This window comes from Variovorax paradoxus (assembly GCF_030815855.1).
Lineage (GTDB): Bacteria > Pseudomonadota > Gammaproteobacteria > Burkholderiales > Burkholderiaceae_C > Variovorax > Variovorax paradoxus_M.
The window spans coordinates 1,895,879-1,921,028 of record NZ_JAUSXG010000001.1 but is presented as its reverse complement, the minus strand read 5'-3'; the positions used below and the strand labels follow the sequence as shown (position 1 = coordinate 1,921,028).

Annotated in this window: 28 protein-coding genes and 1 pseudogene; 15 read left to right on the top strand and 14 right to left on the bottom strand. The window is 64.8% G+C overall.

The features are described 5' to 3' along the window. The first annotated feature begins 20 nt into the window (after nt 1–20). The 6 genes from QFZ42_RS08940 to QFZ42_RS08915 are packed head-to-tail and all read left to right on the top strand — an operon-like array spanning nt 21 to nt 6,146. Nucleotides 21–473, top strand: a complete 453-nt coding sequence (locus QFZ42_RS08940) for an RbsD/FucU family protein (RefSeq protein ID WP_307700622.1) — start codon at nt 21–23, stop codon at nt 471–473. Between the two features lie 4 nt (nt 474–477). Further along, nucleotides 478–1,428, top strand: a complete 951-nt coding sequence (locus tag QFZ42_RS08935) for a ribokinase (RefSeq protein WP_307700621.1) — start codon at nt 478–480, stop codon at nt 1,426–1,428. 11 nt (nt 1,429–1,439) lie between these two features. Continuing rightward, nucleotides 1,440–2,492, top strand: coding sequence for an ABC transporter permease (locus QFZ42_RS08930; protein ID WP_307700620.1), 1,053 nt, complete (start codon nt 1,440–1,442; stop codon nt 2,490–2,492). Nucleotides 2,493–2,507: 15 nt separating this feature from the next. Then, nucleotides 2,508–3,509, top strand: a complete 1,002-nt coding sequence (locus tag QFZ42_RS08925) for a substrate-binding domain-containing protein (RefSeq protein WP_373423381.1) — start codon at nt 2,508–2,510, stop codon at nt 3,507–3,509. 13 nt (nt 3,510–3,522) lie between these two features. Beyond that, a complete protein-coding gene (locus QFZ42_RS08920; RefSeq protein WP_307700618.1) occupies nt 3,523–5,097 on the top strand; it encodes a sugar ABC transporter ATP-binding protein in 1,575 nt (524 codons plus the stop codon). After that, the gene (locus QFZ42_RS08915) at nt 5,094–6,146 is read left to right on the top strand and encodes an ABC transporter permease (RefSeq protein ID WP_307700617.1); all 1,053 of its coding nucleotides are present in this window, start codon (nt 5,094–5,096) and stop codon (nt 6,144–6,146) included. Before QFZ42_RS08920 ends, QFZ42_RS08915 begins: the two co-directional genes overlap by 4 nt. Nucleotides 6,147–6,314: 168 nt before the next feature. Here QFZ42_RS08915 and QFZ42_RS08910 read toward each other — a convergent pair. Continuing rightward, nucleotides 6,315–7,450 (bottom strand): IS3 family transposase gene (locus tag QFZ42_RS08910; RefSeq protein ID WP_373423322.1). Its coding sequence is split into 2 segments (ribosomal slippage): nt 6,315–7,195 and nt 7,195–7,450, totalling 1,137 coding nucleotides; the frame shifts between segments, so codons are not numbered across the junction. A 93-nt stretch (nt 7,451–7,543) separates the two neighbouring features. On the opposite strand from QFZ42_RS08910, the gene QFZ42_RS08905 reads away from it, so the two are divergent. Continuing rightward, nucleotides 7,544–7,951: a hypothetical protein gene (locus tag QFZ42_RS08905; protein WP_307700615.1), complete on the top strand. Its 408-nt coding sequence runs from the start codon at nt 7,544–7,546 to the stop codon at nt 7,949–7,951. A gap of 57 nt (nt 7,952–8,008) precedes the next feature. On the opposite strand, the gene QFZ42_RS08900 is transcribed toward QFZ42_RS08905, so the two are convergent. Continuing rightward, nucleotides 8,009–8,377, bottom strand: a complete 369-nt coding sequence (locus tag QFZ42_RS08900) for a cupin domain-containing protein (protein ID WP_373423321.1) — start codon at nt 8,375–8,377, stop codon at nt 8,009–8,011. A gap of 354 nt (nt 8,378–8,731) precedes the next feature. After that, entirely contained in the window at nt 8,732–9,655 is a 924-nt protein-coding gene (locus QFZ42_RS08895) for a LysR family transcriptional regulator (RefSeq protein WP_307704201.1), read from the bottom strand. Between the two features lie 179 nt (nt 9,656–9,834). On the opposite strand from QFZ42_RS08895, the gene QFZ42_RS08890 reads away from it, so the two are divergent. Beyond that, nucleotides 9,835–11,220 (top strand): MFS transporter, encoded by a 1,386-nt coding sequence (locus QFZ42_RS08890; RefSeq protein ID WP_307700613.1) that lies wholly within the window; start codon nt 9,835–9,837, stop codon nt 11,218–11,220. Between the two features lie 72 nt (nt 11,221–11,292). On the opposite strand, the gene QFZ42_RS08885 is transcribed toward QFZ42_RS08890, so the two are convergent. The 9 genes and pseudogenes from QFZ42_RS08885 to QFZ42_RS08845 form a co-directional block, all read right to left on the bottom strand. Further along, complete coding sequence (locus tag QFZ42_RS08885; RefSeq protein WP_307700612.1) at nt 11,293–11,874, bottom strand: hypothetical protein; 582 nt, start codon at nt 11,872–11,874, stop codon at nt 11,293–11,295. Continuing rightward, nucleotides 11,871–12,620, bottom strand: coding sequence for a DUF4303 domain-containing protein (locus QFZ42_RS08880; protein ID WP_307700611.1), 750 nt, complete (start codon nt 12,618–12,620; stop codon nt 11,871–11,873). The genes QFZ42_RS08885 and QFZ42_RS08880 overlap by 4 nt, the downstream gene beginning before the upstream one ends. A 154-nt stretch (nt 12,621–12,774) precedes the next feature. Continuing rightward, nucleotides 12,775–13,659 (bottom strand): hypothetical protein, encoded by an 885-nt coding sequence (locus QFZ42_RS08875; RefSeq protein WP_307700610.1) that lies wholly within the window; start codon nt 13,657–13,659, stop codon nt 12,775–12,777. 75 nt (nt 13,660–13,734) lie between these two features. After that, nucleotides 13,735–14,097: a low molecular weight protein tyrosine phosphatase family protein gene (locus QFZ42_RS08870; RefSeq protein ID WP_307700609.1), complete on the bottom strand. Its 363-nt coding sequence runs from the start codon at nt 14,095–14,097 to the stop codon at nt 13,735–13,737. A gap of 122 nt (nt 14,098–14,219) precedes the next feature. Beyond that, the gene (locus tag QFZ42_RS08865) at nt 14,220–14,435 is read right to left on the bottom strand and encodes a hypothetical protein (RefSeq protein ID WP_307700608.1); all 216 of its coding nucleotides are present in this window, start codon (nt 14,433–14,435) and stop codon (nt 14,220–14,222) included. A gap of 1 nt (nt 14,436) precedes the next feature. Then, complete coding sequence (locus QFZ42_RS08860) at nt 14,437–16,443, bottom strand: putative Ig domain-containing protein (protein ID WP_307700607.1); 2,007 nt, start codon at nt 16,441–16,443, stop codon at nt 14,437–14,439. Nucleotides 16,444–16,687: 244 nt separating this feature from the next. Further along, entirely contained in the window at nt 16,688–16,849 is a 162-nt protein-coding gene (locus tag QFZ42_RS08855; protein WP_307704200.1) for an SDR family oxidoreductase, read from the bottom strand. Next, on the bottom strand, nt 16,822–16,986 hold the full coding sequence (locus QFZ42_RS08850; RefSeq protein WP_307704331.1) for a hypothetical protein: 165 nt from the start codon (nt 16,984–16,986) through the stop codon (nt 16,822–16,824). Before QFZ42_RS08850 ends, QFZ42_RS08855 begins: the two co-directional genes overlap by 28 nt. A 91-nt stretch (nt 16,987–17,077) precedes the next feature. Continuing rightward, a pseudogene (locus QFZ42_RS08845) lies at nt 17,078–17,179 on the bottom strand (hypothetical protein); the annotation flags it as partial. A gap of 274 nt (nt 17,180–17,453) precedes the next feature. Between QFZ42_RS08845 and QFZ42_RS08840 the strand changes: the two are divergent. Continuing rightward, nucleotides 17,454–18,314: a hypothetical protein gene (locus QFZ42_RS08840; protein ID WP_307700606.1), complete on the top strand. Its 861-nt coding sequence runs from the start codon at nt 17,454–17,456 to the stop codon at nt 18,312–18,314. Between the two features lie 417 nt (nt 18,315–18,731). Here the strand turns inward: QFZ42_RS08840 and QFZ42_RS28300 are convergent, their stop codons facing one another. Then, on the bottom strand, nt 18,732–18,833 hold the full coding sequence (locus QFZ42_RS28300) for a LysR family transcriptional regulator (protein ID WP_373423320.1): 102 nt from the start codon (nt 18,831–18,833) through the stop codon (nt 18,732–18,734). Between the two features lie 301 nt (nt 18,834–19,134). On the opposite strand from QFZ42_RS28300, the gene QFZ42_RS08835 reads away from it, so the two are divergent. The 4 genes from QFZ42_RS08835 (at nt 19,135) to QFZ42_RS08820 (ending at nt 22,012) form a co-directional block, all read left to right on the top strand. Beyond that, nucleotides 19,135–19,518 (top strand): nuclear transport factor 2 family protein, encoded by a 384-nt coding sequence (locus tag QFZ42_RS08835; RefSeq protein WP_307700605.1) that lies wholly within the window; start codon nt 19,135–19,137, stop codon nt 19,516–19,518. A gap of 59 nt (nt 19,519–19,577) precedes the next feature. Then, nucleotides 19,578–20,207: an NAD(P)H-binding protein gene (locus tag QFZ42_RS08830; RefSeq protein WP_307700604.1), complete on the top strand. Its 630-nt coding sequence runs from the start codon at nt 19,578–19,580 to the stop codon at nt 20,205–20,207. A 132-nt stretch (nt 20,208–20,339) separates the two neighbouring features. Beyond that, nucleotides 20,340–21,314 (top strand): IS5 family transposase, encoded by a 975-nt coding sequence (locus QFZ42_RS08825; RefSeq protein WP_307700603.1) that lies wholly within the window; start codon nt 20,340–20,342, stop codon nt 21,312–21,314. 119 nt (nt 21,315–21,433) lie between these two features. Continuing rightward, a complete protein-coding gene (locus tag QFZ42_RS08820; protein WP_307700602.1) occupies nt 21,434–22,012 on the top strand; it encodes a flavin reductase family protein in 579 nt (192 codons plus the stop codon). A gap of 67 nt (nt 22,013–22,079) precedes the next feature. On the opposite strand, the gene QFZ42_RS08815 is transcribed toward QFZ42_RS08820, so the two are convergent. Then, nucleotides 22,080–23,015, bottom strand: coding sequence for a LysR family transcriptional regulator (locus tag QFZ42_RS08815; RefSeq protein ID WP_307700601.1), 936 nt, complete (start codon nt 23,013–23,015; stop codon nt 22,080–22,082). Nucleotides 23,016–23,124: 109 nt separating this feature from the next. Between QFZ42_RS08815 and QFZ42_RS08810 the strand changes: the two genes are divergently transcribed. Continuing rightward, nucleotides 23,125–24,090: a Bug family tripartite tricarboxylate transporter substrate binding protein gene (locus QFZ42_RS08810; RefSeq protein ID WP_307700600.1), complete on the top strand. Its 966-nt coding sequence runs from the start codon at nt 23,125–23,127 to the stop codon at nt 24,088–24,090. Between the two features lies 1 nt (nt 24,091). Next, the gene (locus QFZ42_RS08805) at nt 24,092–25,141 is read left to right on the top strand and encodes a 4-hydroxythreonine-4-phosphate dehydrogenase PdxA (protein WP_307700599.1); all 1,050 of its coding nucleotides are present in this window, start codon (nt 24,092–24,094) and stop codon (nt 25,139–25,141) included. Nucleotides 25,142–25,150 lie beyond the last annotated feature (9 nt).

The window sequence follows — 25,150 nt, the reverse complement described above, 5'->3', positions numbered from 1 at the left end:
GGTCCTTTACGGAGACAAACATGCTGAAGTCCATCCATCCGCTGCTCAATGCGGACGTGCTTTACGCCCTGCGCGCCATGGGCCATGGCGACGAACTGGTGCTGTGCGACGCCAACTTTCCGGCCGATTCAGTCGCGCGCCAGACCAGCCTGGGCCGGCTGCTGCGCATCGACGGCGTGGGCACCAGCGAGGCGGCGCGCGCCATTCTTTCGGTGCTGCCGCTGGACAACGCGGTGGACGATCCCGCGCGGCGCATGGAGATCATGGGCGAGCCGAACGAGGTCCCGCCGGTGCAGCAGGAGATGCAACGCGAGATCGATGCGGCCGAGGGACGCACCCGACCGCTGGGCTCCATCGAGCGCTTCGCCTTCTACGAGGCCGCGCGCCGCGCCTACTGCGTGATCGCCACGGGCGAGCGCCGCTTCTACGGCTGCTTCATCTTCAAAAAGGGCGTCCTCGCACCCGAGGCCTGATCCCATGACCGCCATCCCCCTCTCTTCACAGCAGCGCGGCGTCGCCGTGCTCGGCATCTTCGTGGCCGACCTCGCCTTCCGCGCGGCCCAGCTTCCCGGCGTCGGCCAGACCATCGCGGGCTCGGACTTCGCCATGGGCCCCGGCGGCAAGGGCTCGAACCAGGCCGTGGCGGCAGCGCGCGCAGGCGCGGGGGTCACGTTCATCTCCAAGCTCGGGCAGGACGCCTTCGCCGCCACCGCGCTCGCGCTCTGGGCTGAGGAAGGCATCACGCCGCGCACCCCGCAAGTGGCGGACCAGCCGACCGGCGCGGCCTTCATCTACGTGCACGAGGTCACGGGCGCCAACGCGATCATCGTGGTGCCCGGCGCTGCGGGGCTGATCGACGCGGCCGACGTGGACGCGGCGGCCGACGCCATCCGCGGTGCGCGCGTGTTCGTCACGCAACTCGAACAGCCCGCCAGCGCTGCGCGGCGCGGCCTCGAACTGGCGCGCGCCGCCGGCACGGTGACGGTGTTCAACCCCGCGCCTGCCCTGCCCTTCGACGACGCGCTGTACGCGCTGTGCGACTACATCACGCCCAACGAGCACGAGGCCGCGGCGCTGAGCGGCATGGCCGTGGAAACCATCGAGGACGCGCGCCGCGCGGGCGACTTCTTCCTGGCCAAGGGCGTGGGCTGTGCGCTCATCACGCTCGGCGACAAGGGTGCGCTGCTGCACAGCGCGAGCGGCTCGGTGCACATCCCCGTGTTCAATGCCGGTGCCGTGAAGGAAACGACCGGCGCGGGCGACGCCTTCAACGGCGGTTTCGCTGCGGCGTTGGCCGAAGGCGCCTCGCCGCTGGAAGCCGCGCGCTTCGGCTCGGCGGTGGCCGCCATCTCGGTCACGCGCGCCGGCACCGCGCCTTCGATGCCCACGCGGGCCGAGGTCGATGCGCTGATGCACCGCGCCCACTGAAGGAAAGCGCCATGACCTCCAGGTTCTCAGACCGCGAACTCAACTTCCTGGTCGCCATCAACGTAGTGATCCTCGTGGTCGCGACGGTGCTGTCCAAGGGCGACTTCCTCGACGTCTACAACTTCCAGTCGATGGGCGGCCAGCTGCCCGAGCTCGGCCTGCTGGCCATGGGCGTGGCGCTGTCAATGATCTCGGGCAACGGCGGCATCGACCTGTCCGGCGTGGCGCTGGCCAACCTGGCGGGCGTGGTTGCCGCCACGGTGGCGCCCATGCTCGCGACGCCCGATGCCTCGCCCTGGATCTACACGGGATGGTTCGCCGTCATTGCGCTGGCGATGGGTCTGGTGGGCGGGCTGCTCAACGGGCTGCTGATCGCGCGCGCCGGCCTCACGCCCATTCTTTGCACGCTGGGCACGCAGCTGCTCTATACCGGCTTCGCCGTGGTGCTCACCGGCGGCTCGAGCCTGCGCGTGGGCGATGCCGAGCCGCTCTCGGCCATCGGCAACGAGATGGTGTTGGGCGTGCCGATTCCGTTCGTCATCTTCGTGACGATGCTGCTGGGCGTGGGCTGGCTGCTCAAGCAAAGCCCGTTCGGCATCCGCCTGTTCCTGCTGGGCACCAACGCGAAGGCGGCGCGCTACGCGGGCATTTCGCAGAACCGCATGCTGGTGGCCACCTATGCGCTGTGCGGCGTGCTCGCCGCGGTGGCCGGCGTGATCATCGCGGCCCGCACGGCCAGCGTGAAGTCCGACTACGGCAACTCCTACCTGCTCATCGCCATCCTCATCACCGTGATGGCGGGCGTGCGGCCGCAGGGCGGCTACGGGCGCATGACCTGCCTGTTCTTCTCGGCCGTGGCGCTGCAGCTGCTGTCCAGCACCTTCAACCTGCTGGGCATTTCGAATTTCTTCCGCGATTGCGCCTGGGGACTGCTGCTGCTGTTCTTCCTGGCATCGGCACGGCTGAGCCTGGCCGACCTGCGCAGCTTCGTTTCAGTTACGCGCTCCAGCGCACCGCCGCACCAGTCCCCTCCTGGCGCGACGCAAAGAACCACCGAGGGCTAGGAGACAAAAGACATGCTGAAGAAAACAAAGATCGCCTGCACCGTGCTGGCGCTGGGCACCGTTGCCTTCGCCTCCGCGCTGCATGCGCAGGGCAAGCCGCAGGACATCGTCACCGTGGTGAAGATCACCGGCATCAGCTGGTTCAACCGCATGGAAGTGGGCGTGAAGGAATTCGGCGCCAGCACCTCCGGCGTGGCCACTCGCCAGATCGGCCCGGCCCAGTCGGACGCCGCGCAGCAGCAGCGCCTGATCGAAGACCTGGTGGCCAAGAAGGTCGACGCCATCGCCGTGGTCTCGATGGACCCGCCCACGCTCGAACCGGTGCTCAAGCGCGCCATGGAGCGCGGCATCAAGGTCGTGACGCACGAGGCCGACAACCAGAAGAACACCATGGTCGACATCGAGGCCTTCGACAACACGGCCTACGGCGCGCGCATCAACGAACGCCTGGCCGCCTGCATGGGCCAGCAGGGCAAGTGGACCTCGCTGGTGGGCTCGCTGGGCAGCCAGTCGCAGGTGCAGTGGGCCGACGGCGGCGCCACCAACGCGAAGAAGTACCCCAAGATGCAGCTGGTCGACGCGAAGAACGAGTCGCTCAACGATGCGGAAAAGGCCTACGGCAAGGCCAAGGAAATGCTGCGCAAGCACCCGGACCTGAAGGGCTTCCAGGGCTCGTCGTCGCTCGACGTGCTGGGCATCGGCCGCGCGGTGGAGGAAGCCGGCCTGCAAGGCAAGGTGTGCGTGTACGGCACGGGCCTGCCGAGCGAGGCAGCCAAGTTCCTCGAGTCGGGCGCGGTCGGCGGCATCGCCTTCTGGGATCCGAAGGACGCCGGCATCGTCATGAACAAGGCGGCGAAGATGCTGCTGGACGGCAAGACCATCACCGACGGCACCGACATGGGCGTGCAGGGCTACAACAAGGTCTCGGTGAAGAAGGGGCCGGGCGTCGGCATCATCGTCACGGGGCAGGCCTGGGTCGAGGTCGACAAGCAGAACTACAAGAAGTACGCCTTCTGATCCTGCGGCAGCCATGACTCTTACCGCGCCTTCCACGCAAGCCCCGGCCGGTGCCGGGCGCCGTGTCTTCCTCGAAGTGCAGGACGTGCACAAGCGCTTTGCCGGCGTGCACGCACTGCGGGGCATCGACCTCACGATCGAAGCCGGCGAGATCTACCACCTGCTCGGCGAGAACGGCTGCGGCAAGAGCACCCTCATCAAGATCATCTCGGGCGCGCAGCCGCCGAGCCACGGGCGCATCGTGATCGATGGCCATCCGCACGAATCGCTGTCGCCGCTGGAGGCGCTCACGCTGGGCATCGAGACGGTCTATCAGGACCTGTCCTTGCTCCCGAACATGAGCGTGGCCGAAAACGTCGCGCTCAGCGAGCAGCTGGTCGCCACCGGCGGCAAGCTCGCGCGGCGCTTCGACCGCAAGGCGGTGGCGGCCACGGCCGTGCGCGCCCTCGAAACAGTGAAGCTGCCGACCGATGCGGCCTTTCTGGCGCGCCGCGTCGACGAACTGCCCCTCGCCACGCGGCAACTCGTGGCCATTGCACGCGCCGTGGCCACACGCGCGCGCATGGTCATCATGGACGAACCCACCACCTCGCTCACGCAAAAGGAAGTCGACAACCTCGTGCACGTGGTCGAGCACCTGCGCGCGCAGGGCGTGGCCGTGCTGTTCGTGAGCCACAAGCTCGACGAGTGCATGGCCATGGGCGGCCAGGCCATCGTCTTTCGCGACGGCACGAAGGTGGCACAGGGGCCGATCCGCGATTTCACCAAGGCCGAGCTCGCGCACTGGATGACCGGCAAGCAGCTCGACGGCGCGCGCTACCGCCACCGGACGCACGGCGGCGACACGCTGCTGAAGGTCGAAGCGCTCGGCCGCGGCGCGCAGTTCAGCGATGTGCACTTCACGCTGCACAAGGGCGAGATCCTCGGCATCACCGGGTTGCTCGACTCGGGCCGCAACGAGCTGGCGCTGGCCTTGGCTGGCGTGCAGGCGGCCGACCGCGGGCGCATCGCGCTCGGCGGCCGGCAGATCACGCTGAAGACGCCGAGCGACGGCATCCGCCAGGGCATCGGCTACGTGCCCGAAGACCGGCTGAGCGAGGGCCTCTTTCTCGACAAGCCGATTCGCGACAACATCGTCACGGCCGTGCTCGGTCGCCTGCGCGGGCGCTTCGGCGCGCTCGACGACAAGCAGTGCCAGGCGCTGGCCGAACGCACCGTGAGCGAGTTGCAGATCGCCACGCCCGATGTCGACCGCCCGGTGCAATCGCTCTCGGGCGGCAACCAGCAGCGCGTGCTCATCGGCCGCTGGCTGGCCATCGACCCGCGCGTGCTGATACTGCACGGCCCCACCGTGGGCGTGGACGTGGGCTCCAAGGACACCATCTACCGCATCGTGCAGCGGCTGGCCGAGCAGGGCCTGGGTGTGATCCTGGTGAGCGACGATCTGCAGGAGCTGCTGCAGAACTGCGACCGTATCCTTCTGATGCGCAAGGGCCGCATCGCCAACGATTTCGACGCACAGGGCCTGGCCGAGAGCGAGCTCTACCACGCGCTGGTTTCCGACACCCCTTCTCCCGCATTCTCATGACGGCTTCCACCATGCAAGCGCACTCCACGCCCGCGCCGGCTTCGGCTGCGCAAGCGGCTCCCAAGGCAACGGCCTCGTGGCGCGGCTGGCTCGCGCAGCGCCCCTCGGCCTTCACGCTCGCGCTGATCGTGCTGGTGTGCCTGGGAGTCGGCGCCATCAACCCGGGCTTCTTCCAATTGCCGGTGCTGTTCGACATCGTGCGGGCCTGCACGGTGCTCGGGCTCTTTGCGCTGGGCGTGCTGATCGTGCTGGCCGCCGGCGGCATCGACGTGTCGTTCGCCGCAGTTGCCGCGCTCACGATGTACAGCATCACCAAGCTGGTGCTGAACTACTTTCCCGAAGCGCCCATCGCGCTGTTGCTGGCGGCGGGCGCGGTGAGCGGTGCGGTGCTGGGCGTGTTCAACGGCCTGCTGGTGCACTGGCTCAAGGCGCCGTCGCTGATCGTGACCATCGGCACGCAGTACCTGTACCGCGGCATCTTGCTGACCTTCGTCGGGACAGTGTTCTTCATGAACGTGCCCGCGCCGATGGACGCGTTCGGCAAGCTGGCGCTCTGGCGCTTCGACACCGCGCAGGGCCTGCACGTGGTGCTGCCCGCCACGGTGCTGGTGCTGGCCGGCGCGGCGGTGCTGACGTGGTGGCTGCTGAACCGCACGCTCATCGGCCGTGCGGTGTACGCCATCGGCGGCAGCCTCGCGATTGCCGAGCGGCTGGGCTACAACCTGCGCACGGTGCACATCTTCGTGTTCATGTATGCGGGGTTCCTCTCGGGGCTAGCGGGCATCGTGCACGTGTCGAGCACGCGGCTGGCGAACCCTTTCGACCTCGTGGGCAACGAACTGGACGTGATCGCTGCGGTGATCCTCGGCGGCGCGCGCATCACCGGCGGCAGCGGCACGGTCGGGGGCACGCTGCTGGGCGTGGTGCTGGTCACGCTGATCAACAACGTGCTGATCTTGGCGGGCGTTCCCAGCACCTGGCAGAAAGTGATCATCGGCGCGTTCATCCTCGTGGCCGGCGCCTGCTTCGCGATTCGAAAGCAGGGCTGAGGTGCCCTGAGCCTCACGCTGGCATCGCACCGCGTGCGGTGCTCGGCCGCCCAGGGGGCAAGCTCGCGCACGTGGTCAGCAGCACGGCCGACGCCATCGAAAGCATGTGTCGGTGACCTGCCCCCTCCTGCCGTGCCATTCATAACGAGGAAGTCCGGGGTTGCAAGATTAATTGATCTCGGTGGTTGTTGAAGTGGATCGAGCTGCATCGCCAGCGCGCTGGCGATGCAGCTCGGCGAACTTCGACGGAGGCATTCGCTGGCAACTGCTGTGCGGCCTGACCTCGTTGTAGTCCTGGCGCCAGAGCGTGATGGCCGATCTGGCCTGCTGCAGCGTCTCGAACCACTGTTCGTTCAGGCACTCGTCCCTGAACTTGCCGTTGAAGCTCTCGATGTAGCCGTTCTGCATGGGCCGTCCCGGCTCGATCAGGATGTGACGGATGCCGTGGGCCTGCGCCCAGCCCATGAAGGCGCGACTGGTGAACTCCGGCCCGTTGTCGGTGCGCACAGCCAGCGGGTAGCCTCTGAACACGGCCGCTTGATCCAGCAGTCGCGTGACGTATTGCCCCGAGATTCCCCAGTCGACCGAGATGCTCACGCACTCGTGGCTGAAGTCATCGGCCACGGTCAAGCACTTGATGCGCCGTCCTGTGCTCAGGCTGTCGCTGACGAAGTCCATGCTCCACACCTCATTGACCGTCGTGGCCAGTTGCAGCGGAACGCGCTCGCTGATGGGCCGCTTGGCCTTCTTGCGCTTGCGCACCGCCAGGTTGGCCGCGCTGTACAGGCGGTAGACGCGCTTGTGGTTCACGCCCGGGAAGTTCGGGCGCAGCATGTCGTGGATGCGCCGGTAGCCGAAGCGCCGACGTGCATGCGCGATCTCGACGATCTTGCTGCTGAGCTCTTGCGTCATGGCATTGGCCTCGGGTGGATTGCGATAGCTGTCGCGGGAGAGCCCCACAAGCCTGCAGGCGCGCCGTTCGCTCAGATCGCATTCCCCGATCATGATGGCAACGGCCGCGCGCTTGGCTTGCGGGGCTATCGCTTTACCCCGAAGGCCGTGTTCAGCGCGTGGATGTCCAGGTGGGCCTCAGCCAACAGCTTCTTGAGCTTGTTGTTCTCGGCCTCGAGTTCACGCAGTCGCCTGGCGTCGGGCACGTCCATGCCGCCGTATTTGGCGCGCCATTTGTAGAAGGTCGCGTCGCTGAAGCCGCCTTTGCGGCACAGATCCTTGATCGGCAAGCCGGACTCGGCTTGCTTGATGAAACCGATGATCTGCTCCTCGGTGTATCTGCTCTTTCTCATGTCCGTCATTCTCCAAGTTGACGGACTTCACTGCCATTACGCTGGTACGGCTGGGAGGGGCAGGTCACCCCGCCCGCCTCGCGCTCGGTATCCGTGAACTATTCCGCAAAATGGTTCTACTTCATAATTAACCAGTTGCGAGCAAGCAGCACTTCTAGCTACATTCGGCCGACCAAAAACCGCCGGCATTTTTGGCAGCGCAACCGCCGGCAATCCGAGGTTCGAATGCCACTCTTGTTCTTGATGAGGCTTCTTCACACCCCACTGCCTGTGCGGGTAGTCCTGCCCGAAGAAGTCCGGGCTGTCTCAGTGCTGGTTGCCACAGGATTGATCGAGGCCGAGATCGCCGCCCTCAAGTCGACCAGCCCGTATGCGGCATCCAGCATGGCGACGGTGCAGCGCATCACCGACGAGGGGCTCTCCGAAATCGCCAGAATGGGCGATCTGCACCAGTTTGTGAAGACCTCCATGCGACTCGCCCGAGGATTGCGATTGATGTGACCCCTCTCTTCCGCCCTTATGAAGCGCTTGCCTGGGGGACATGGTGGCGCGAAGCGTTCACACAGGGCGAAGCTGCTCAGCCAAAGACCGAGTTTTCTCGACGACAACATCGCCTGTATGCAGCGTTGACTTGCGCTCGATGAGCATGACTTGACACTCTTGCTCCGCGACCGGGTTATGTCGGACGCCCTTCGGAACAATGAACATCTCGCCTTCGGAAAGTTCGACGGCACGGCCTTCCAGTTCGATACGCAGATGTCCCTTGAGAACGAGAAACAACTCGTCCTCTTCATCATGGCTGTGCCAAGTCAACGAGCCGTGAAGCTTGGCGACCTTGATGAAGGCATCGTCGACTTCGCCAATAACGCGCGGAGACCAAAACTCCGAAAGAGACGCGGCAATATTCGTGGGTGATATGACGTTCAACACTTGTGTTCCTGAGAGCTAAGTTTGGTATGAAAGGCACTTGAAAGCGATCCAAAGCAAGCGGCCAGTCTTGGGCCGTTTCTGAACCGCTGCGCTCGGACTGAGCTACACGTCGCGAGCAGACGGGTGGTCAGGGCTGACGCCGGCTTGAATGGCTGCTTTCGAGAAAGCTGAAGGACGACATCGGTTAGGGGTTGTCCGACACCTGCCCGGGCAGCACCCAAGCCCGCGCACGACAATGGCTGAGGGCGGGTGTCGGACCACCCTTGACCAACTCGGAAATCTAGCCTTGAGCAGTGACAGTCCGCTTCCGCTGCGAAGCCGACCTTCAAGCTCGAAGCTCGAATGGAATCACTACGCAGCTGTTTGCTCATTCCGTGGCCGGCAAACCTCCAGCACCATCCCGCGCAGCCACCGATGCGCAGGATCCCGATCGAGACGCGGATGCCACATTTGCGACACCGTGATCTGCTCGGTGGACATCGGCAGCGGGAACGAGCGCAGCGTGCCCCGCGCTCTCAGGTGTTCAAAGTACGAGGACGGTATCAAAGCGACCAGCTCGGTCGCGGCCGCTATCGACAAGGCGGTGCTGAAGCTGGGCACCACGACCGCGGTATTGCGCACCAGGCCCATCGCTGCGAGCGCGTCGTCCACCGGTCCCACGGTCCGGCCGTGGCGTGAAGTGACGACGTGGTCGCAGGCAGCGTAGCGCTCGGCAGTGATCTCGGGCTCGGCGAGAAGGGGATGGCCCTGGCGCACGACCGCGATGAATCGGTCGCGATAGAGCGCCTGAATGCGTACCTCCGGGCCTGACTCGCCGAGAACGCCGACATCCAGGTCGAGCAATCCCTCGCGCAGGGGACGAACGTCTTTGTCGGGCTTGGGCGCGAAGCGCAGGCGAACGCCGGGCGCTTCGTGCGCGGCGCGAACCACCAACTGATGCGCGAAGGCCTCGATGAAGCCGTCGTTGGCCCGTATGGTGAACAGGTGCTGGAGCGTGCGGGGGTCCATGCTCGCACCGGCGGGCTGAAGTACCGCGCGCGACTCCTGCACCAGGTCCCTCACGCGGTCGCGCAGTGCCAGCGCATGCGGCGTGAGCACCATGGCGCGACCCGCACGCACGAGGAGCTGGTCACCGGTCGATTCCCGCAACCGCGCAAGCGCCCGGCTCATCGCCGACTCGCTCAGGCCCAGGCGCTCGGCAGCTTTCGCGACGCTGCCCTCGGAAAGAAGTGCGTTCAACGCAAACAGCAGGTTCAGGTCAGCTTCTGTTGGCATGCCCGAACCTAGCACGGCCGCGAGGATTTCGACAGGCGCCACGTGCAGGGACAAGCTGCGCGCCGCGCGCTGTGCAGGCTGTGCGCGCAGTCCTAAGCTGGCCTTGCGCGATAGAGCGTGCCTCTTCCAGTCATCCAATCATGTCGTCATCCACGCTTCGCCCGAACTCTTCTTCCACCATGCCCCACACCGTCGAAACCCAAGGGGTGAACGACGCCAATGGCCTGCCCCTACCGCGGCGCTACGCAGCCGTCGCCGCGATCCTGGGCGCGGGCGTGCTGGTGGTGCTCGACGGCGCCATCGCCAACATCGCGCTGCCGGGCATTGCCCAGCAATTGCAGGCGCCACCCGCCGATGCCGTCTGGATCATCACCGCCTACCAGCTGGCCGTGGTCATGTTCCTGTTGCCGGCTTCTGCTATCGGTGAGCGGCTCGGGTATCGGCGCGTGTTTGCCGGCGGCGTCGCGCTGTTCACCGCGGCGTCGGTGTTGTGCGCGCTGGCCCCATCGCTGCCGTGGCTCGTGGCCGCAAGGTGCCTTCAGGGCCTGGGCAGCGCGGCCGTCATGCCGCTGGGCCTGGCGCTCTTGCGCTTCACCTATCCGCGTCGATTGCTCGCGCGCTCCATCGCCTGGAATGCGCTCGCGGTCGCCGCCGCATCCGCGTCGGGCCCCACCCTTGGCGCTTTCATACTCTCCGCGGCAAGCTGGCCGTGGCTCTTTGCGGTCAACCTGCCGATCGGCCTGCTCGTGCTTGTCGCCTGCGCAGGGCTGCCGAGTCCGCCGCGCTCGGCGCGCCGCATCGACGTGTGGAGCATCGCGCTCAACGCGGTCATGTTCGCCTCCTTCGTCATGGGGAGCGACAGGCTCGTGATGCATCCGTTGCATGGCGGCGCGTTGCTCGCGTTGTCGGCTGTTTGCATGGTCCTGCTGGTACGGCGCGAGATGCCCAAGGCGACGCCGCTGATCCCGCTCGACCTGCTGCGCGTGCATTCCTTTCGGGTCTCGGTCATTGCCTCCGTGTGCTGCTTCACCGGCCAGATGGCCGCCCTTGTGGCATTGCCGTTCTATATCCAGCACGAACTTGGCCAGAGCGCGGTGACCGCGGGCCTCCTGATGACCCCCTGGCCGCTGGCGGTGATGCTGGCCGCGCCGCTGTCGGCACGCCTGGCCCAGCGCATGCCGAGCGCTTGGCTGTGCGTGGCCGGAAGTGCGTGTTTCGCGAGCGGCCTGGCCCTGTGCGCCCTGCTGCCGCTGCACGGAAACCCGGCCTTGCCGATCGCGCTGTTCACGGGCCTCGCCGGCCTGGGCTTCGGCTTCTTCCAGACGCCCAATAACCAGAACATGCTGCTTTCGGCGCCCAGGGAGCGCAGCGGCGCGGCCGGTGGCGCGCAAGGCACCGCCCGGCTCACGGGGTTGACGCTCGGCAGCCTGTTGATGAGCCTGATGTTCGGGCTGCTGCCGGCGCACAGCGCCGCGCGCTGGGGGCTGGCGATGGCAGCCCTGGCTGCATTGGCCGGGAGTGCGGCGAGCTTGCTCAGGAGTCCCGCAAGGGCTGAGGCGGTGTGATCGGTACCTGCCTTGCCGTCGCGAAGGGCCAGAGGTGCCGGTCGCGCCACCCAAAAGCGGACGTTCAGGACACTAGGATTCTGGTTCCACTGACCTGTCGTAGGCGTCCAGCAACCGCTGAAGTGACGCTCGCCGGTCCACCTCTATGTCGCTTGTTTGATCGACCACCAAGCCAGTGATCAGGTGGTATTCGGTTTCATCTCGGATGGCGCCGCGTTTGACGATGCGCTCGAACACAGTCGAGTAGCGACGACGGACCTCCGAGACGGTCAAAATCCCGCGCTCGCTCAAGGCCGCGTCCAATGCGGCGATTCCTTCCGCTGGTCGACCACTCAAGTCTTCGACAATGTCATTGGCGGCCTGACGAAGTCTCGTCAGGGCCTTCGACTTACCGAACCGGCGAATGATGTCAGCGCACACTGAAGCCATGCTCAGATCTGGAGGCGCCTCGACTTTGGATACATGCATCATGTAGAACTCAACGAAGGCATAAAGCTCGCCGAATTCGCGCTCACGTTCGATTGAGAGTGGTCTTGGCATCGATGAAAGTGCGGTCGTACTGCCGGTTGGTTCCTGACCGACTGTAGCCGGTCGCGCTTCTATCGCGAATGGGCCCATACCCGGTAATCCGCCAAGCTCCCAATCGAAGCTCATTCGCAGAGCTTGATCCAGCGTTCGAGTCGACTCACCACGCGAGAAGTGTTGAGTCGACCGATCGAGCCTTCCATATCCTCATTGCCTTCGCTTTGGCATAGCAGCACAACCTCTTCACGCGCGTCGCCGGTGCCGAAGAAACCTTCACGATCAAGTTGTTCCATCACGGCAATGCAAGCCTCGAAGAGGCCTGCGTGCAGGAGGTCGAATTCAACGTCGCAAGGCAAGTCGCTGCGGTGGCATGGCAGGATCATGCGGTAAGCGATATCGAGGAACTCACCGCCCTCCTCGTAGGGCCACTCGGCCGAGCACCAGATCTCGCTTTCATCGTCCATGTCGCCCGGAGCGCTCAAAGCGAGATTGCTGGCAGCATGGACGATGGTCATCGCGCCGTCGTCGCTGCCAAGCGAGAAAAGGCGGATGGCCTCGTCGGGATGGGCCGCGCGGATGGCTTGGAAGGCACACCGAGCACCTTCGCGAATCTCTATGGTGAGCAAGGTGAAGTCGATGCGAGCGGGATCGTGTATGCCTTGGCGCACCCGTTTGTAGCCCTGCGCCTCGATCTCATTGGCGCGTTGCGCGAGGGCATCCTTTGCGGCTTGGGGACTTGTGAACTCGACGACCATGGAGTGCCCCATGGTCTTCACCTTCCCGTTTGCAGTCCACAGCGAATTGTCGAACTGGCGCAGTTCGTGAAAGTCTGTGGGCACATCGTTTTCGAAGCGGTAGAACAGTGACCAGGTCATGGGCGGGGAACTCCTTCTGCGGGCGCAATGTCGCTATGGGCTTTCTTGTCGACGGCTTTTCAAACGGCTTCTTTCAGCCGGATCTTGCCGGAGCAGCGAACGACTGGTCTTGGCAGCGAGGAGGCGTCTTGGCGATTGTCCCCATGCCGCGAGCTCAGCAGATCTGAACGAATGTTGTGAACGCGCCCTTCACCGGGTCATGGAAAACATACACCGCCGCCTCGTCATGAAAGTAGTCGGCGACAGGAAACTGCCCCAAGAAGACCAAAGGGCCAGCATCGCCGATGGGCCACGCTGGGGACTGCAACCAGCGCGGGGGCTGCTTGGCGTACTTGAACAGCTCCAGGATTCTCTGACGCAGCCATGCCTTTCTCTGTTTGGGAGGTAGGCATGGCGCGCCATCGAGTAACGAGGCAAGGAACTTGACGTCCGCGTCGAGCCAGTGCGGCTGGGCATCGAGCAGCAGCGCATATTCCGCGGTTGCGGACGCGGGAAGCGGCGCCTTCACTCCGTGCTTCTGAAGCAACGAGACCAATACGTCCTTTGCGCTGAGCACGTCGCCTGGGTCGCTGAGGTCGAGTCCAATCAGGTAGTGGAATAGCGTAATCCCCGTTTGGCAAAATCGAGGAGCGCGCTCCTCCGAGAGCAACGTTTCAATGTCCGGATCGTTGTAGAGCTGTTGCTCGAACTCAGGCACCGGGGTTTTGCCAGAGGCGAAGTCGCTCAATCGTTGCAGGGCTTCAGTTGATGGAGGCATTCTCGAAGGCTTCCGGATTGGCATGCGACGCGAACGACCGGTCTCGCGGACTAGTGGCAATTTGGCTGAATGACTGCATGTGGCGTCGCCTCGTTGCCCTGCCGCTCGGCCACGAACGTGTTCTTTCCGCGCTTCTTCACTGACAGGATCGGTGGACGCCAGTTCCCAGGTGAAGTTGCCGTGGGCTTCGGCCAGTTCGCTCTTCTTGAGAACGCGGCCTGCCTCGTCCCTGAAGACAACTTCGTCTGCCGCCACGGCGAGCCACGGCGCAAGAGTGAACATATCAGGGCACATTTCGCGAGCAACGAAGGCTTCATAAGTTCATAGGTCACGTTGGAAGGTGCGACGGAACTTCGGCTATGGCCGCATTTTGCCGCTCGATTGTGCTTCCGCATTTTGTTGACGCAAATGGTGACCAACCTTTTTCTGCAACAGCGTGACGAGCTCAGGCTGCATAAACTGGAACCGGTCGGGAACATCCAGGCACACGACCTTTTTCCCCTGCAAGGACGCTGCGAACCTCTGCTTGAGCTTCACCCGGTGCTGCTTCTCCATCACGAAAATCAGGTCAGCCCAATCAACCTGTTCAGCGCTCAGTACGCAGTCTGCGTCTGGCGCGAGGCCAGCAGAGTCCGTCTCGATGTCGGGCGCCGCGAACATGCTCTCGGCCGTCGGGCTGCGGAGCCTGTTTCTACTGCAGATAAAGAGCACACGGCGCATTGGTGAAGTCTGAACGGGGATGGGTACACCCGGAATTCTGGTGGCCCCCGACGGTTTGCTCCTGGGCCGAATGCCGGCACCACTGGCCAGAAACCGACGGTTTGAGGCGCATCTTTAGAAAGTCAAAACACTTGAGGATTTTCGCGCGAGAAGATTTCTTTCCCCTCGGGCATGTCCGCCCTCGCAAGATGCTCGGCCGCCTTGTCGAGATTGTTGCGATCGAGCTCCCACTGACCGAGCCGCAACTGTACAAACGGATTCATTGCTCCGCCAGGGCAGCGCAACGCAAACTGCAGCGCATCAACGCCAGAACGGTAGAACCCACCCCACAGCAACATCTCAGGGCAGGTAGATCTCCGAGGCATCCACTTCGCCATCTGCGTTCGAAAACCCGCTGACAGCCAGCACGCGGCCGTCATTCAGCAAGACCGCCGACGCAGCCCGACGTGCCGTCGCCATCGATCCCGCCGTCGTCCAGACATCGAAGTCTGGGTTGAACACCTCCGCAGTATTCAGGCTGCTGCCACCGGCCAGCAGCACGCGGCCGTCGGCCAGGGCGGTGAGGATGGGCAGGCTGCGCGTGGCGCTGAAGGTGCTGGTCGTCCACGTCGACGTTGCGGGGTGGAAGCGCAACGCGGTGGTGCTGCCGTCCGCCAGCGCCAGCACGCTGCCATCGGCGAGCAGTGCCGACCGGAAGAGATTGCCGGTGATGCTGATCGACATCGACGTTGTTGCGCTGCCATCGACCGCGAACACTTCGGCGGTGTTCACGAAGCCCTGCCGATTGACGCCGCCGATCACCAGCACGGCGTTGCCGCCGGGCAGCAGTTCCATCGCATGCTGGCCGCGCGCGGTCGCCAATGGGGTTGCCGCGGTCGCCCAGACGCCCGTGGCCGGGTCGTACAGTTCCGCGGTCTGCGAGAAGGTGAGCGAGGGCTGCGAGGAATAGCCACCGACGACCAGAACCTTGCCGTTGGGCAACAGGGCCGCGGAATGCCAGTCGCGCGCCTCGGCCATGGAGCCGGTTGCCGTCCAAGTATCGGTGGCGGGGTCGTAGATTTCTGCGCCCAGCACGCCCACACGCGCCGAGTCGCTCCCGCCGGCCACCAGCACCCTGCCGTCCGAAAGCACCGTGGCCGAGTGGCCATTTCGCGCATAGAGCATCGCGGCAGCCGCTGACCAAGTGCCGGTCGCGGGGTCGTAGAGGGCGGCTGAATTGGTGACGCCGGTATCCGTGAACCCACCGGAGACCAGCACCTTGCCATTGGGCAGGCGCGTGAGCTCGAAGTAGTGCCGTGCCCCGGGGACGGTTGCGGTGGACACCCAGCTGCCGCGGGCGGTGATCGCGATGCGCACCTGCGTCTGCGCCGAGCCCGCGGCGTTGCTGGCGGTGACGGTGTAGGTCGCCAGCGACTGCAGCGCGGCTGGCGTGCCGGTGATGGCGCCGGTTTGCGCGTTGAGGCTCAGGCCGGCCGGCAGTGAGGGCGCAACGGTGAAGCTAGCAACGGGTCCGCCGGTCGTCTGGGCGGTGTTGGGAACGATGGCTTCGGTCGCTACGTACAGCACTGTGGGCGTGCTGTAGATGACGCTGGCTGGCGCGACAAGCGCCGGTTGCACTTCAAGTTGCAGCGTCACGGTGACGGAGCCCGCGGCGTTCGTGCCGGTGACGGTGTAGGGTGCCTGCGCCGTAACGGCGGTCGGCGTGCCGCTGATGACGCCGGTCTTCGCATCGAATGCCAGCCCCACGGGCAGTGCCGGCGCAACGGTGTAGCTGGCAATCGGACCGCCGCTGCTGGAAGGCGCGTTCGGGGCGATGGCCTCGCCCACGGTGTAGACCACGGTGGTTTCGCGATAGCTCAGCCCGGCGGGCAGCGCGGGCGTCTGGCGCACTTCGATCTCCACGCGGGCTGTGGTGCTGCCGGCTGCGTTCTCGGCTGTGACGACGTAGATGGTCGAAGGGGTGACCGCGGTCGGCGTGCCGCTGATGACACCCGTGGCGACATCGAGCACGAGTCCGGCCGGCAACGGCGGCTCAACGCTGTAGCGCGTGACGGCGTCGCCGCTGGCGCTCGGCTGGTTGGGCACGATGGGCTGGCCGAATTCGTAGACGGCGGAGGTCATCGCGTAGGAGAGGCCTGCGGGTGGCTGGGTGGCTGGACCGGGTGGGTTGCCGATCTGCCCCGAACTGCCCAGGCCGACGAAACCGAAGGAGCCGCCGCCACCGCCACCGCCGCATGCGGACAGGACGGCCATGCAGCTCAGCATCAACGTCAGCAGCCAGAACCGAGGAGGTTGGAGTTGGGCACGCGCAGCGTGCAGCAAGCCGGACGCAGCCGAATGATTCATACCGTTGAGCCCCCGTTGTTGTTCTCGGAGCAGCGCCCGGCTGCAGCTGCAACGCAGACGCAGCGCGCGATGCCCCCGCGTTGGATGGCCTCACCCTGCACCCCTGTGTGCGACGACTGTCGTCTGAACGGGACTTGGCCTACTGAATTCGTCAGAAATTGTAATTTGCGACTTCAGTGTTGTCACTCCGTTCGGTGAACGGAGCAAGGCCGGACATCAAGCCTTGGCTTCAACAGACGCCCTTTCAGGCAGGCAGGAGACCTGCGGCAATGAATCCGCTATCCACGCTGATGATCTGACCGTTCACGTAAGACGAGGATTCTTCGTCGAGCAAGAAGCCCACGGTGTTGGCGATCTCCTTGAGACTACCGTATCGTTTCATGGGAACTTGCTGCTCCCAAAGCACCTTGCCTGCGTCGCCATGCGCTGCAGCGGCCAACGGCGTCTCGATGGGCCCAGCGCCGCTTTCACCACTTCGTCGGCGACGAACATGCCGCACAGGCCCTGGGCCGTGGCGGCGATCCGGGCGACGACGTTCTTCACGGCCGAGGTGCGCCCTCCCCGGCGCCAATGCATTCACACATCTTGTTGGCCTGCAGGAGTGTCTGGTCCAGATGCGCCAGGATGCGCTCCTTCAGCACGGGATAGCTTTTTCAGGCGATCGGCTCTGGGCGTTGAGCATTTTCTCTGCCTCTTCCTCCACGGCATGCGCATCACGCAGCCAGTCCATCAGGTTTTCTTCAGCAGTCTCATCGGCAACTCCAGCGGATAGTTGAGGGCAACGGGTCCGTCAATGCGGTCCGGCAATCGAGGTGCCTGCGAGAGCCGCGTCGCGAACCGTGCAACCGGAAGGGGTCGAGCAGCTCTCGCCGATCCAACGAGGCCGAAGGCTTCCATGCGTGCTGGCGCGTCTGAGAACTGGCCAGCGGCGGTTGCGAACGGTCCGGCGGCTATGATCCGCCCGCCGCCGAAGGGCGGCCTGCCAGACCACGGAGCAAGGAGAAAAGCCCATGATCGGTTTCAAGGCCAGCGCGCATCGTCGCGCCCTCGGGGTGTGCGCGCTGCTGGCGCTGGCCGGCCTGACGGGCTGCGTGGCGCCGCCGAGCTACAGGAATCGCCCCGTCGCGGCGGACGCACCGTCCACCTTCGTGCTCGCGCATGCGGCGATCGTGGAGGAGCCGCGGCACGCCACTCGCCACCTCAACGAAGCAAAGACCATCGTCTACACGCAGGCACAGGGCGGCAGCCTGACGGCCGGGCTGGTCTTCGGTGCCCTGGGTGCGCTCGCCAACATGGGCATGATCGACAGCCAGACTGGCCTCGATGCAGCGCGCATGCAGGGCAAGCTCGGGCTCGAGCCGCGACAGTTGTTCCTCGATGCAGCGATCCGGCAGGGACTCGAGTTCACCGACGCCGGCGGCGCAACCCGCACGGGCGCAACACCCTATCTCGCCATCAGCAAGTCGCCCAGCGGCAGGCTGCTGGCAGCTGCGGCAGTCCGGCTCGAACAGGGCAGCGGGGCCGATCGATGGTCCGGCCTGTACATGTACCAGCTGCCCTCGACGTACGGGCTCGACGAACTGGCTCGGCCCTCGGAGGACCTCCAGCGCAAGCTCGCTGCGGAGGCGGCGCAGGGCTTCGGCGAACTTGCAGGCTTCATCGCCAGGGAGGAAGCTGGCAGGAAGGACGCGTCCGCGAAGGCTCCCGAGCGCGAATTCGCCTTCTCGACAGAGCTGCTGACGCCGGGCGCCGGGCATCCGACGCCTGCGCGCCTGATCGCAAGCTCGCAGGAGCTCGTGTGGTTCCGCACCTTCGATGGCGTGTTTGCGCTGCGCCGGTCCAGCATGAAGATCCGTACGAGGGGGATCTGACGGGCGCTGGTTCGTGGGCATCCGTCAAAGCAGATGGATTCGTCGGTATTTTTGTCGGTATTTCCAGAAACCGAGCGCGGGAAACCAGGTGTTCATGCGCCCGCCGACAGAAGATTCGATCCCCTCCGGTCGTGGGACTTGAGGCAAGCTCTGGCCATCCGGAGTGCGTCAAGAAGATTTTTTCTTGACCAAGCTGACGCCGATTCCAAAGGCCAACCCGTGCCTGACCAGATTCTGTGCAGTCAGGTCACTTTTCTGAAGGCTGTTCAGCCACCTTCCGACTACGCTCCCAGCTCGCTTTGAAGACCTTGCTGCTTCGCGGCAGCCGGCTTCGGCAATCCGCCGGCAGGAACCCGTTGTGCCACCCGCTCCTCAAAGCGGCGTGCCCGCCGCAACTCCGCGCGCCTCTTCATTTCTCTAGCTGCCCACCGCGGGCTGGGTGAGTCGGATGCGGTCTCCAGCTGCGGCAAAGGTGCCTTGCTTGCACACCGCAATGAATGTGTGGAGTCCGCCGATCACCGGGTGAGCGCCTCAGGTATCGATAGCCAGGTCATCCACACGACGAAATACTGCCAATCGAGTGACACCTATTCATCGATTTTTTTGGCGTCAAGCACGAATTTATATTGTTTTTCTTTGACGTTCCAAGTTCATAGACTTTGCCATCGCCGTGCCGTTCGCACCGTTGAGCCGTGCACTGAGCGCCAGCCAAATTCAGGACGGACTCGCTGGTCTCCGACGTGGGGCAGATCCTGAACGGCGAAGCCGCGAGCGGAGGTGCCACGCGCGCAAGTTATTCAAACCAACCGAAAGTGAAACCATGAACAAGCCTACCTACGTCCCGGAGTACAACGCTATCGTCGAAGTGCTGAACAAGTACAACGATGGCTGCAAGCAGGCCAAGAGCAGCATCATGAAGCCCGCTTTCAGCGAGCAGGCAACCATTTTTGGCCTCGGCGCGGACGGCAAGCTGACAGGCGGCGCCATCCAGAATCTGTTCGACGGGATCGACAGCGCCTTTCGTCCTTCGCCCGAAGCGCAAGCTGCGATCGTCAGAATTGACATCGTCGGCACCGCCGCCAGCGCTCGCGTCGATACCAACGACGTTTCCGGTTTTTGTTTTACTGACTTTTTCCATCTGCTGAAGGTTGATGGAAAGTGGACCGTGATCAGCAAGATCTATCACACGAACGTCGCCCCCTGAGCGACACCAGCGACCGTCGCGGAGTGCCACCCACACTCCGCGCGCATGGCATCGAAAAAATGAAACTTCTGCTCGTCGGCGCTACCGGTCTGGTCGGGCGCCACTTGCTGACACTCGCGCTGGCCGATCCACGCGTGAAAGCTGTGGTCGCGCCCACCCGACGCGTATTGACGACGCACCCGAAGCTGCGCAGCCCGCAGGTGGATTTCGATCGTCTGCCGCAGGACGCCGACTGGTGGCAGGCGGATGCGGTGATCTGCGCGCTGGGCACCACCATGCGCACCGCAGGCTCCGAGGAGGCGTTCCGCCGCGTGGACTGCGACTACCCGTTGACCGTCGCCAGATTGGCGCATGCGCATGGAACTCCGACCTACGCGCTGAATTCGGCCATCGGTGCGGATGCCGGCTCGAGTTTCTTCTACAACAGGGTCAAGGGCGAGTTGGAACAAGCACTGATGGGGCAGGGTTTCGAATCACTGACCTGCGTGCGGCCCGGCGTCATCGGCGGGCACAGGGACGAGTTCCGCTTGGGCGAGCGGATGATGGTGATTGGACTGACATTGGCGGGGCCGCTGCTGCCCAAGCGCTGGCGCCTCAATCCGCCCCCGCAGATCGCCAGCGCGCTGCTCGAAGCGGCTATCCGCCCGAAGCCTGGTGTTCATGTCGTGACCTCGGACCGGATGATCTGATTGGCGCTGCACGACTCGGCTTCCATTGACAACGAAGGCACCAGATGTCTGAACGAAGGAGTCCTCAGGAAGGTCTGAACAAGTCCACCGATCATCCCCTGAGACGTTGATTCGTTCAAAGGAACAGCAGTGATGAGCCAGATCAGCTTCTCGGACGCGGAGTACGCGGGCAAGCGCAAGAAGACGCGGCGCGAGGTCTTCCTCGAAGAGATGGAGCAGGTGGTGCCTTGGAAGGCGCTGCTGAAGGTCATCGAGCCGCACTACCCAAGAGCCGGCCGAGGCCGCAGGCCGTACCCGCTGGAGGCGATGCTGCGCGTGCACCTGATGCAGAACTGGTTTGCGCTGTCCGACCCGGCGATGGAAGAAGCGCTGTATGAGATTGCCTCGCTTCGCAACTTCGCCGGATTGACTCTGAGCGAGCCGATTCCCGACGAGACGACGATCCTGAACTTCCGCCACATGCTCGAGGAGTCGGACCTGGCCGAGGACATCTTCAAGCAGGTCAATGCGCACCTGTCGCGCAAGGGCCTGCTGCTCAAGCGAGGCAGCATCGTCGACGCGACGATCATCGCGGCACCCAGTTCCACGAAGAACGCCGAGGGCGAGCGCGACCCGGAGATGCACCAGACCAAGAAGGGCAACCAGTGGCACTTCGGCATGAAGGCGCACATCGGCGTGGACGCCGACAGCGGGCTGGTTCACTCGGTGGCGACCACATCGGCCAATGAAGCAGATGTCGAACAGGTTGCCGATCTCCTTCACGGCAAGGAAGAACAGGTCTGGGCCGACTCCGGCTACCGGGGCGCGCAAACGCGTGTGCAGCGCGACAACTTGCAGTGGCACATCGCTGCCCGGCCGAGCGACATCGCCAAGTTGCCCGAGGGGCGTGCGAAGGCGCGATTGCAGAAGCACGAGCATCGCAAGGCCAGCGTGCGCGCGAAGGTGGAGCACCCGTTTCGCGTGATCAAGCGCCAGTTCGGCTTGATGAAGGTGCGTTTCCGTGGCCTGCAAAAGAACACCGCGCATCTGTTGACCCTGTTCGCGCTGTCGAACCTGTGGATGGCGCGACGACAACTCATGGGAGCAGTCCGTCCGAAGGTGGCCTGAGGGCCGCAAACACGGCCGAGACCTCACGCTGACGCGCCTTCGATCATGGATCCGGTGAACGATCTCAAATCGAACGACCTCAGACGGCTGCCGTTTCTGCGTTGTTCAGACCTTCCCTCATGGACAAACACGTCGCTCCGGTGCCGCTGGAGAAGGTCTATCGCTTGCTCAACCATGGTCCTACGGTACTGGTGTCGGCGCGCCATGGTGGTGTGGACAACGTCATGGCGGCGGCCTGGGCCTGCGCGCTGGACTACAACCCGCCCAAGCTGACCATCGTGCTGGACAAGATCGCCATGACCCGAGAGCTCGTCGAGAAGAGCGGTATCTTCGCGATCCAGGTACCCACCGTTGCTCAACTAGCCCTCACCTACCAGGTGGGGCATCGCAGTCTGTACGATGAGCCAGGGAAGCTGTCGAAGAGCGGAGTCGAACTGTTCTCAATCGATGGCCACGACTTGCCTTTTGTTGCCGGATGCTCGGCCTGGCTGGCCTGCAAGGTCGTGTCCGAGCCGCACAACCAACAGACCTACGACCTGTTCATCGGCGAGATCGTCGGAGCCTGGTCTGATACGCGCGTGTTCAAGGACGGACATTGGAACTTCGAGACTGCTGATCCGGCCTTGCGCAGCCTGCACTACATCGCCGGCGGACATTTCTATGCCATCGGCGATCCGCTCGTTGTCATTGATGCCTGACGAGCTTCGCAACACAGTCTGTTGAAGTTGGTTCCAGATCTCAACCAGGCTTCATGTCCCAACTCGACTACCGCCTCCTGTGCAACAGCTCCAAAAACTGCTTCGCCGGAAGGCTCAGCGGCCGGTCCATGCGCACGATGCTGCCGTAGGTGGAAAGCTTGTGCCGGATCACGTACTGCACGATGCTGAGCACGCCGTGCTCGGCGTCCCGCCGCGCGACGGTTGCGGGAATCACGCCGACCATCGATGACTTGCGGATCAGGTTGATGGTCGTGAGGATCGAACCGGTCTCGATCAGGCCGGGCGGCATCACGGCGTGGTGCACCTGGAACTCGCGCTCGATCACGTCGCGCATGGGGCTGTGCGCCGGCTGCAAGATCCACGTGTAGTCGAGCAGATCGCTAAAGGCCACGCGTGAGCGCCCGGCCAGCGGATGCTGGTTGCCGACGACCACCGCCAGGGCCTCGTCCTCGATGGCCTTGAAGGTGCAGGCCGCGGCCTCGGGGCCCACGGGGCGCCCCACCACCACCTCGAGCACGCCTTCGTGCAGTTGGGCGAGCAGCCTGTCGCTGGTGTCCACCGCGATCTCGACGGCCAGCAGAGGATGCACCGCCTTGAGTTCGGTGAGCGCATCGGTCAGCCGGCCGGGCGAGGCCGCCATGATGCTGCCGAGCGAGAACTTGCCGACGCTGCCGAGCTGGAGCTCGTGCAGCTCGCGATTGAGCGCCTCCATGCTGCCGCGGATGCCTCTGAAGTAACCCATCACGCGCTCGCCCGCCGCATTGAGGCGCAGCCCGCGCCCGACGCGCTCGAACATCGGCTGGCCCAGTGCGCTCTCGAGCTCATGGAGCATCTTGGTGGCGGCCGGCTGCGTCAGGCCGAGCTGATCGGCCGCGGCGCGCAGGGTGCGCCGCTCTTCGACCGCGAGCATCAGCGCAACCTGCCGCATGCGGACGCGGTTGAGCAGCTGGGGGGTCGAATCCTGCCTGTCGATGGAGCCCACGATTGATTACCTCAGGATATTGATCGATCAAGAGCTTTCAGTTTACGTGCATCAATCGCATGCCTACGATTGCCGCCAACGATTACTCGAACAATCTGGAGACAAGCAGATGAAAAAGCTCATGGCGGCCGCGGCTGCCGGGGTGCTGGCGTTCGCCGCCAGCGCCGCGCAGGCCCAGCAGGACTGGCCCACCCGCCCGATCAGGATCATGGTCGGCTCCGCGCCCGGCGGCGGCACCGACGCAATGGCCCGCGCGGTGGCCGACCGGCTCGGCCCCTTGCTCAAGCAGCCGGTGGTGGTCGAGAACCGGCCCGGGGTTTCCAACACGCTGGCGGCCGACGCCACGGCCAAGTCGACCGACGGCCACACCCTGGTGATGGGCGTGGTCACGGCGCACGCGATTGCACCGCACCTGCTCAAGCTCAACTACGACAGCAACCGCGACCTGGTGCCGGTGGCTTTCGTCGGTGCGGTGCCCAACGTGCTGGTGGTGAGCAACAGCGTGCCGGCCGACTCGGTGCAGGCGCTGGTCAAGCTGGCCAAACAGGAGCCGGGCAAGCTCAACTACGCCACCAGCGGCGCCGGCAGCACGCAGCACGTCGCTGCCGAAATGTTCAAGGACGCGGCGAGCGTCGACATCGCGCACGTGCCCTACAAGGGCAGCGGCCCGGCCCTGGTCGACCTGATCGGCGGCCAGGTGCAGCTGAGCTTCGACACCCTGCCCTCGGTCATCGGCCAGATCAAGAACGGCAAGGTCCGCCCACTCGCCGTGACGACCGCCAAGCGCAACGCGCAGCTGCCCAACGTGCCGACCCTCGCCGAAGCCGGCGTGCCCGGCGTCGAGATGAGCGCCTGGTACGGCATCTATATGCCCGCCGCAACGCCCAAGGCGGTGCAGGACAAGGTGCACGCCGCGGTCAACCAGGTGCTCGCCATGCCCGAGACCAAGACCCGCCTCGAAGCGGTCGGCGCCGAGATCACGCCCATGACCCAGGTGCAGTTCGCGCAGTTCCACGCCGCCGAATACAAGCGCTTCGGCGAGCTCATCAAGAAAAACCACATCCGCCTGGATTGACATGACGAACACACCTTCCCTTCCCGTCGTTGCGCTCACGCTCGGCGACCCCGCCGGCATCGGCGCCGAACTGATCGCCAAGCTGCTGGCCAAGCCCGAGGCCGCCGCACTGGCCAACATCGTGCTGATCGGCGACCGCTGGCTGTGGGACGAAGGCCAGCGCATCGCCGGCACCTCGGTCGCCACCGACGAAGTGCAATCGCTGGCCGATGTGCGCGGCCGTGCGAACGTTGCGCGACCCGCATTCCTTGCCATGGACAGCATCGACCCCGCGCTGGTGCAACGCGGCCAGGCCGCGGCGCCGGGCGGCCGCTCGGTGTTGCAGGTGCTCGACCGGTGCATGAACGCGACATTGGCCGGCGAGGTCGACGCGATCTGCTTCGCACCGCTGAACAAGCACGCCATGAAGATCGGCGGCATGCAGCACGAAGACGAGCTGCACCATTTCGCGCAGCACCTTGGCGTGGCCGGCTACTTCTGCGAGTTCAACACCCTTGGCGAGCTCTGGACTTCGCGCATCTCCTCGCACGTGCCGCTGAAAGACGTGGCGAGCTACGTCAGCGTGGAGCGCATCGAGCAGGCGGCCGAACTGATCTACCGCTCGCTGCTGGCCAACGGCGTGGCGCAGCCCAAGATCGCGGTTGCGGCCTTCAACCCGCACGGCGGCGACGGAGGGCTTTGCGGGCGCGAAGAGGTCGACGTCATCGTGCCCGCCGTGCAGCGCCTGCAGGCGCGCGACTGGCCCACCGAGTCGCCCTTTCATGGCCCCTTCCCGGCCGACACCATCTTCCTGAAGGCGCAGGCGGGCGAGTACCAGGCCGTCGTGACCATGTACCACGACCAGGGCCAGATCGCGATCAAGCTGATGGGCTTCAGCCGCGGCGTCACGGTGCAGGGCGGGCTGCCGATTCCCATCACCACGCCGGCGCACGGCACGGCCTACGACATCGCGGGCCAGGGCAAGGCCAGCGTCGAAGCCATGTGGCAGGCCTTCCGCATCGCGGGCCGCATGGGCGCCGCGCACCGCCTCGCCAACCATGCACCCGCCTGAACCCCCTCA

What these genes read in the sequence shown, in the direction of transcription:
- QFZ42_RS08930 (WP_307700620.1), top strand. Translation starts at nt 1,440, where the DNA reads ATGACCTCCAGGTTCTCAGACCGCGAACTCAACTTCCTGGTCGCCATC.
- QFZ42_RS08875 (WP_307700610.1), bottom strand. Translation starts at nt 13,659, where the DNA reads ATGTTCACTCTTGCGCCGTGGCTCGCCGTGGCGGCAGACGAAGTTGTC.
- QFZ42_RS08920 (WP_307700618.1), top strand. Translation starts at nt 3,523, where the DNA reads ATGACTCTTACCGCGCCTTCCACGCAAGCCCCGGCCGGTGCCGGGCGC.
- QFZ42_RS08865 (WP_307700608.1), bottom strand. Translation starts at nt 14,435, where the DNA reads ATGTTGCTGTGGGGTGGGTTCTACCGTTCTGGCGTTGATGCGCTGCAG.
- QFZ42_RS08840 (WP_307700606.1), top strand. Translation starts at nt 17,454, where the DNA reads ATGATCGGTTTCAAGGCCAGCGCGCATCGTCGCGCCCTCGGGGTGTGC.
- QFZ42_RS08895 (WP_307704201.1), bottom strand. Translation starts at nt 9,655, where the DNA reads ATGCCAACAGAAGCTGACCTGAACCTGCTGTTTGCGTTGAACGCACTT.
- QFZ42_RS08825 (WP_307700603.1), top strand. Translation starts at nt 20,340, where the DNA reads ATGAGCCAGATCAGCTTCTCGGACGCGGAGTACGCGGGCAAGCGCAAG.
- QFZ42_RS08880 (WP_307700611.1), bottom strand. Translation starts at nt 12,620, where the DNA reads ATGACCTGGTCACTGTTCTACCGCTTCGAAAACGATGTGCCCACAGAC.
- QFZ42_RS08870 (WP_307700609.1), bottom strand. Translation starts at nt 14,097, where the DNA reads ATGCGCCGTGTGCTCTTTATCTGCAGTAGAAACAGGCTCCGCAGCCCG.
- QFZ42_RS08820 (WP_307700602.1), top strand. Translation starts at nt 21,434, where the DNA reads ATGGACAAACACGTCGCTCCGGTGCCGCTGGAGAAGGTCTATCGCTTG.
- QFZ42_RS08915 (WP_307700617.1), top strand. Translation starts at nt 5,094, where the DNA reads ATGACGGCTTCCACCATGCAAGCGCACTCCACGCCCGCGCCGGCTTCG.
- QFZ42_RS08835 (WP_307700605.1), top strand. Translation starts at nt 19,135, where the DNA reads ATGAACAAGCCTACCTACGTCCCGGAGTACAACGCTATCGTCGAAGTG.
- QFZ42_RS08860 (WP_307700607.1), bottom strand. Translation starts at nt 16,443, where the DNA reads ATGAATCATTCGGCTGCGTCCGGCTTGCTGCACGCTGCGCGTGCCCAA.
- QFZ42_RS08890 (WP_307700613.1), top strand. Translation starts at nt 9,835, where the DNA reads ATGCCCCACACCGTCGAAACCCAAGGGGTGAACGACGCCAATGGCCTG.
- QFZ42_RS08885 (WP_307700612.1), bottom strand. Translation starts at nt 11,874, where the DNA reads ATGAGCTTCGATTGGGAGCTTGGCGGATTACCGGGTATGGGCCCATTC.
- QFZ42_RS08940 (WP_307700622.1), top strand. Translation starts at nt 21, where the DNA reads ATGCTGAAGTCCATCCATCCGCTGCTCAATGCGGACGTGCTTTACGCC.
- QFZ42_RS08935 (WP_307700621.1), top strand. Translation starts at nt 478, where the DNA reads ATGACCGCCATCCCCCTCTCTTCACAGCAGCGCGGCGTCGCCGTGCTC.
- QFZ42_RS08830 (WP_307700604.1), top strand. Translation starts at nt 19,578, where the DNA reads ATGAAACTTCTGCTCGTCGGCGCTACCGGTCTGGTCGGGCGCCACTTG.
- QFZ42_RS08805 (WP_307700599.1), top strand. Translation starts at nt 24,092, where the DNA reads ATGACGAACACACCTTCCCTTCCCGTCGTTGCGCTCACGCTCGGCGAC.
- QFZ42_RS08810 (WP_307700600.1), top strand. Translation starts at nt 23,125, where the DNA reads ATGAAAAAGCTCATGGCGGCCGCGGCTGCCGGGGTGCTGGCGTTCGCC.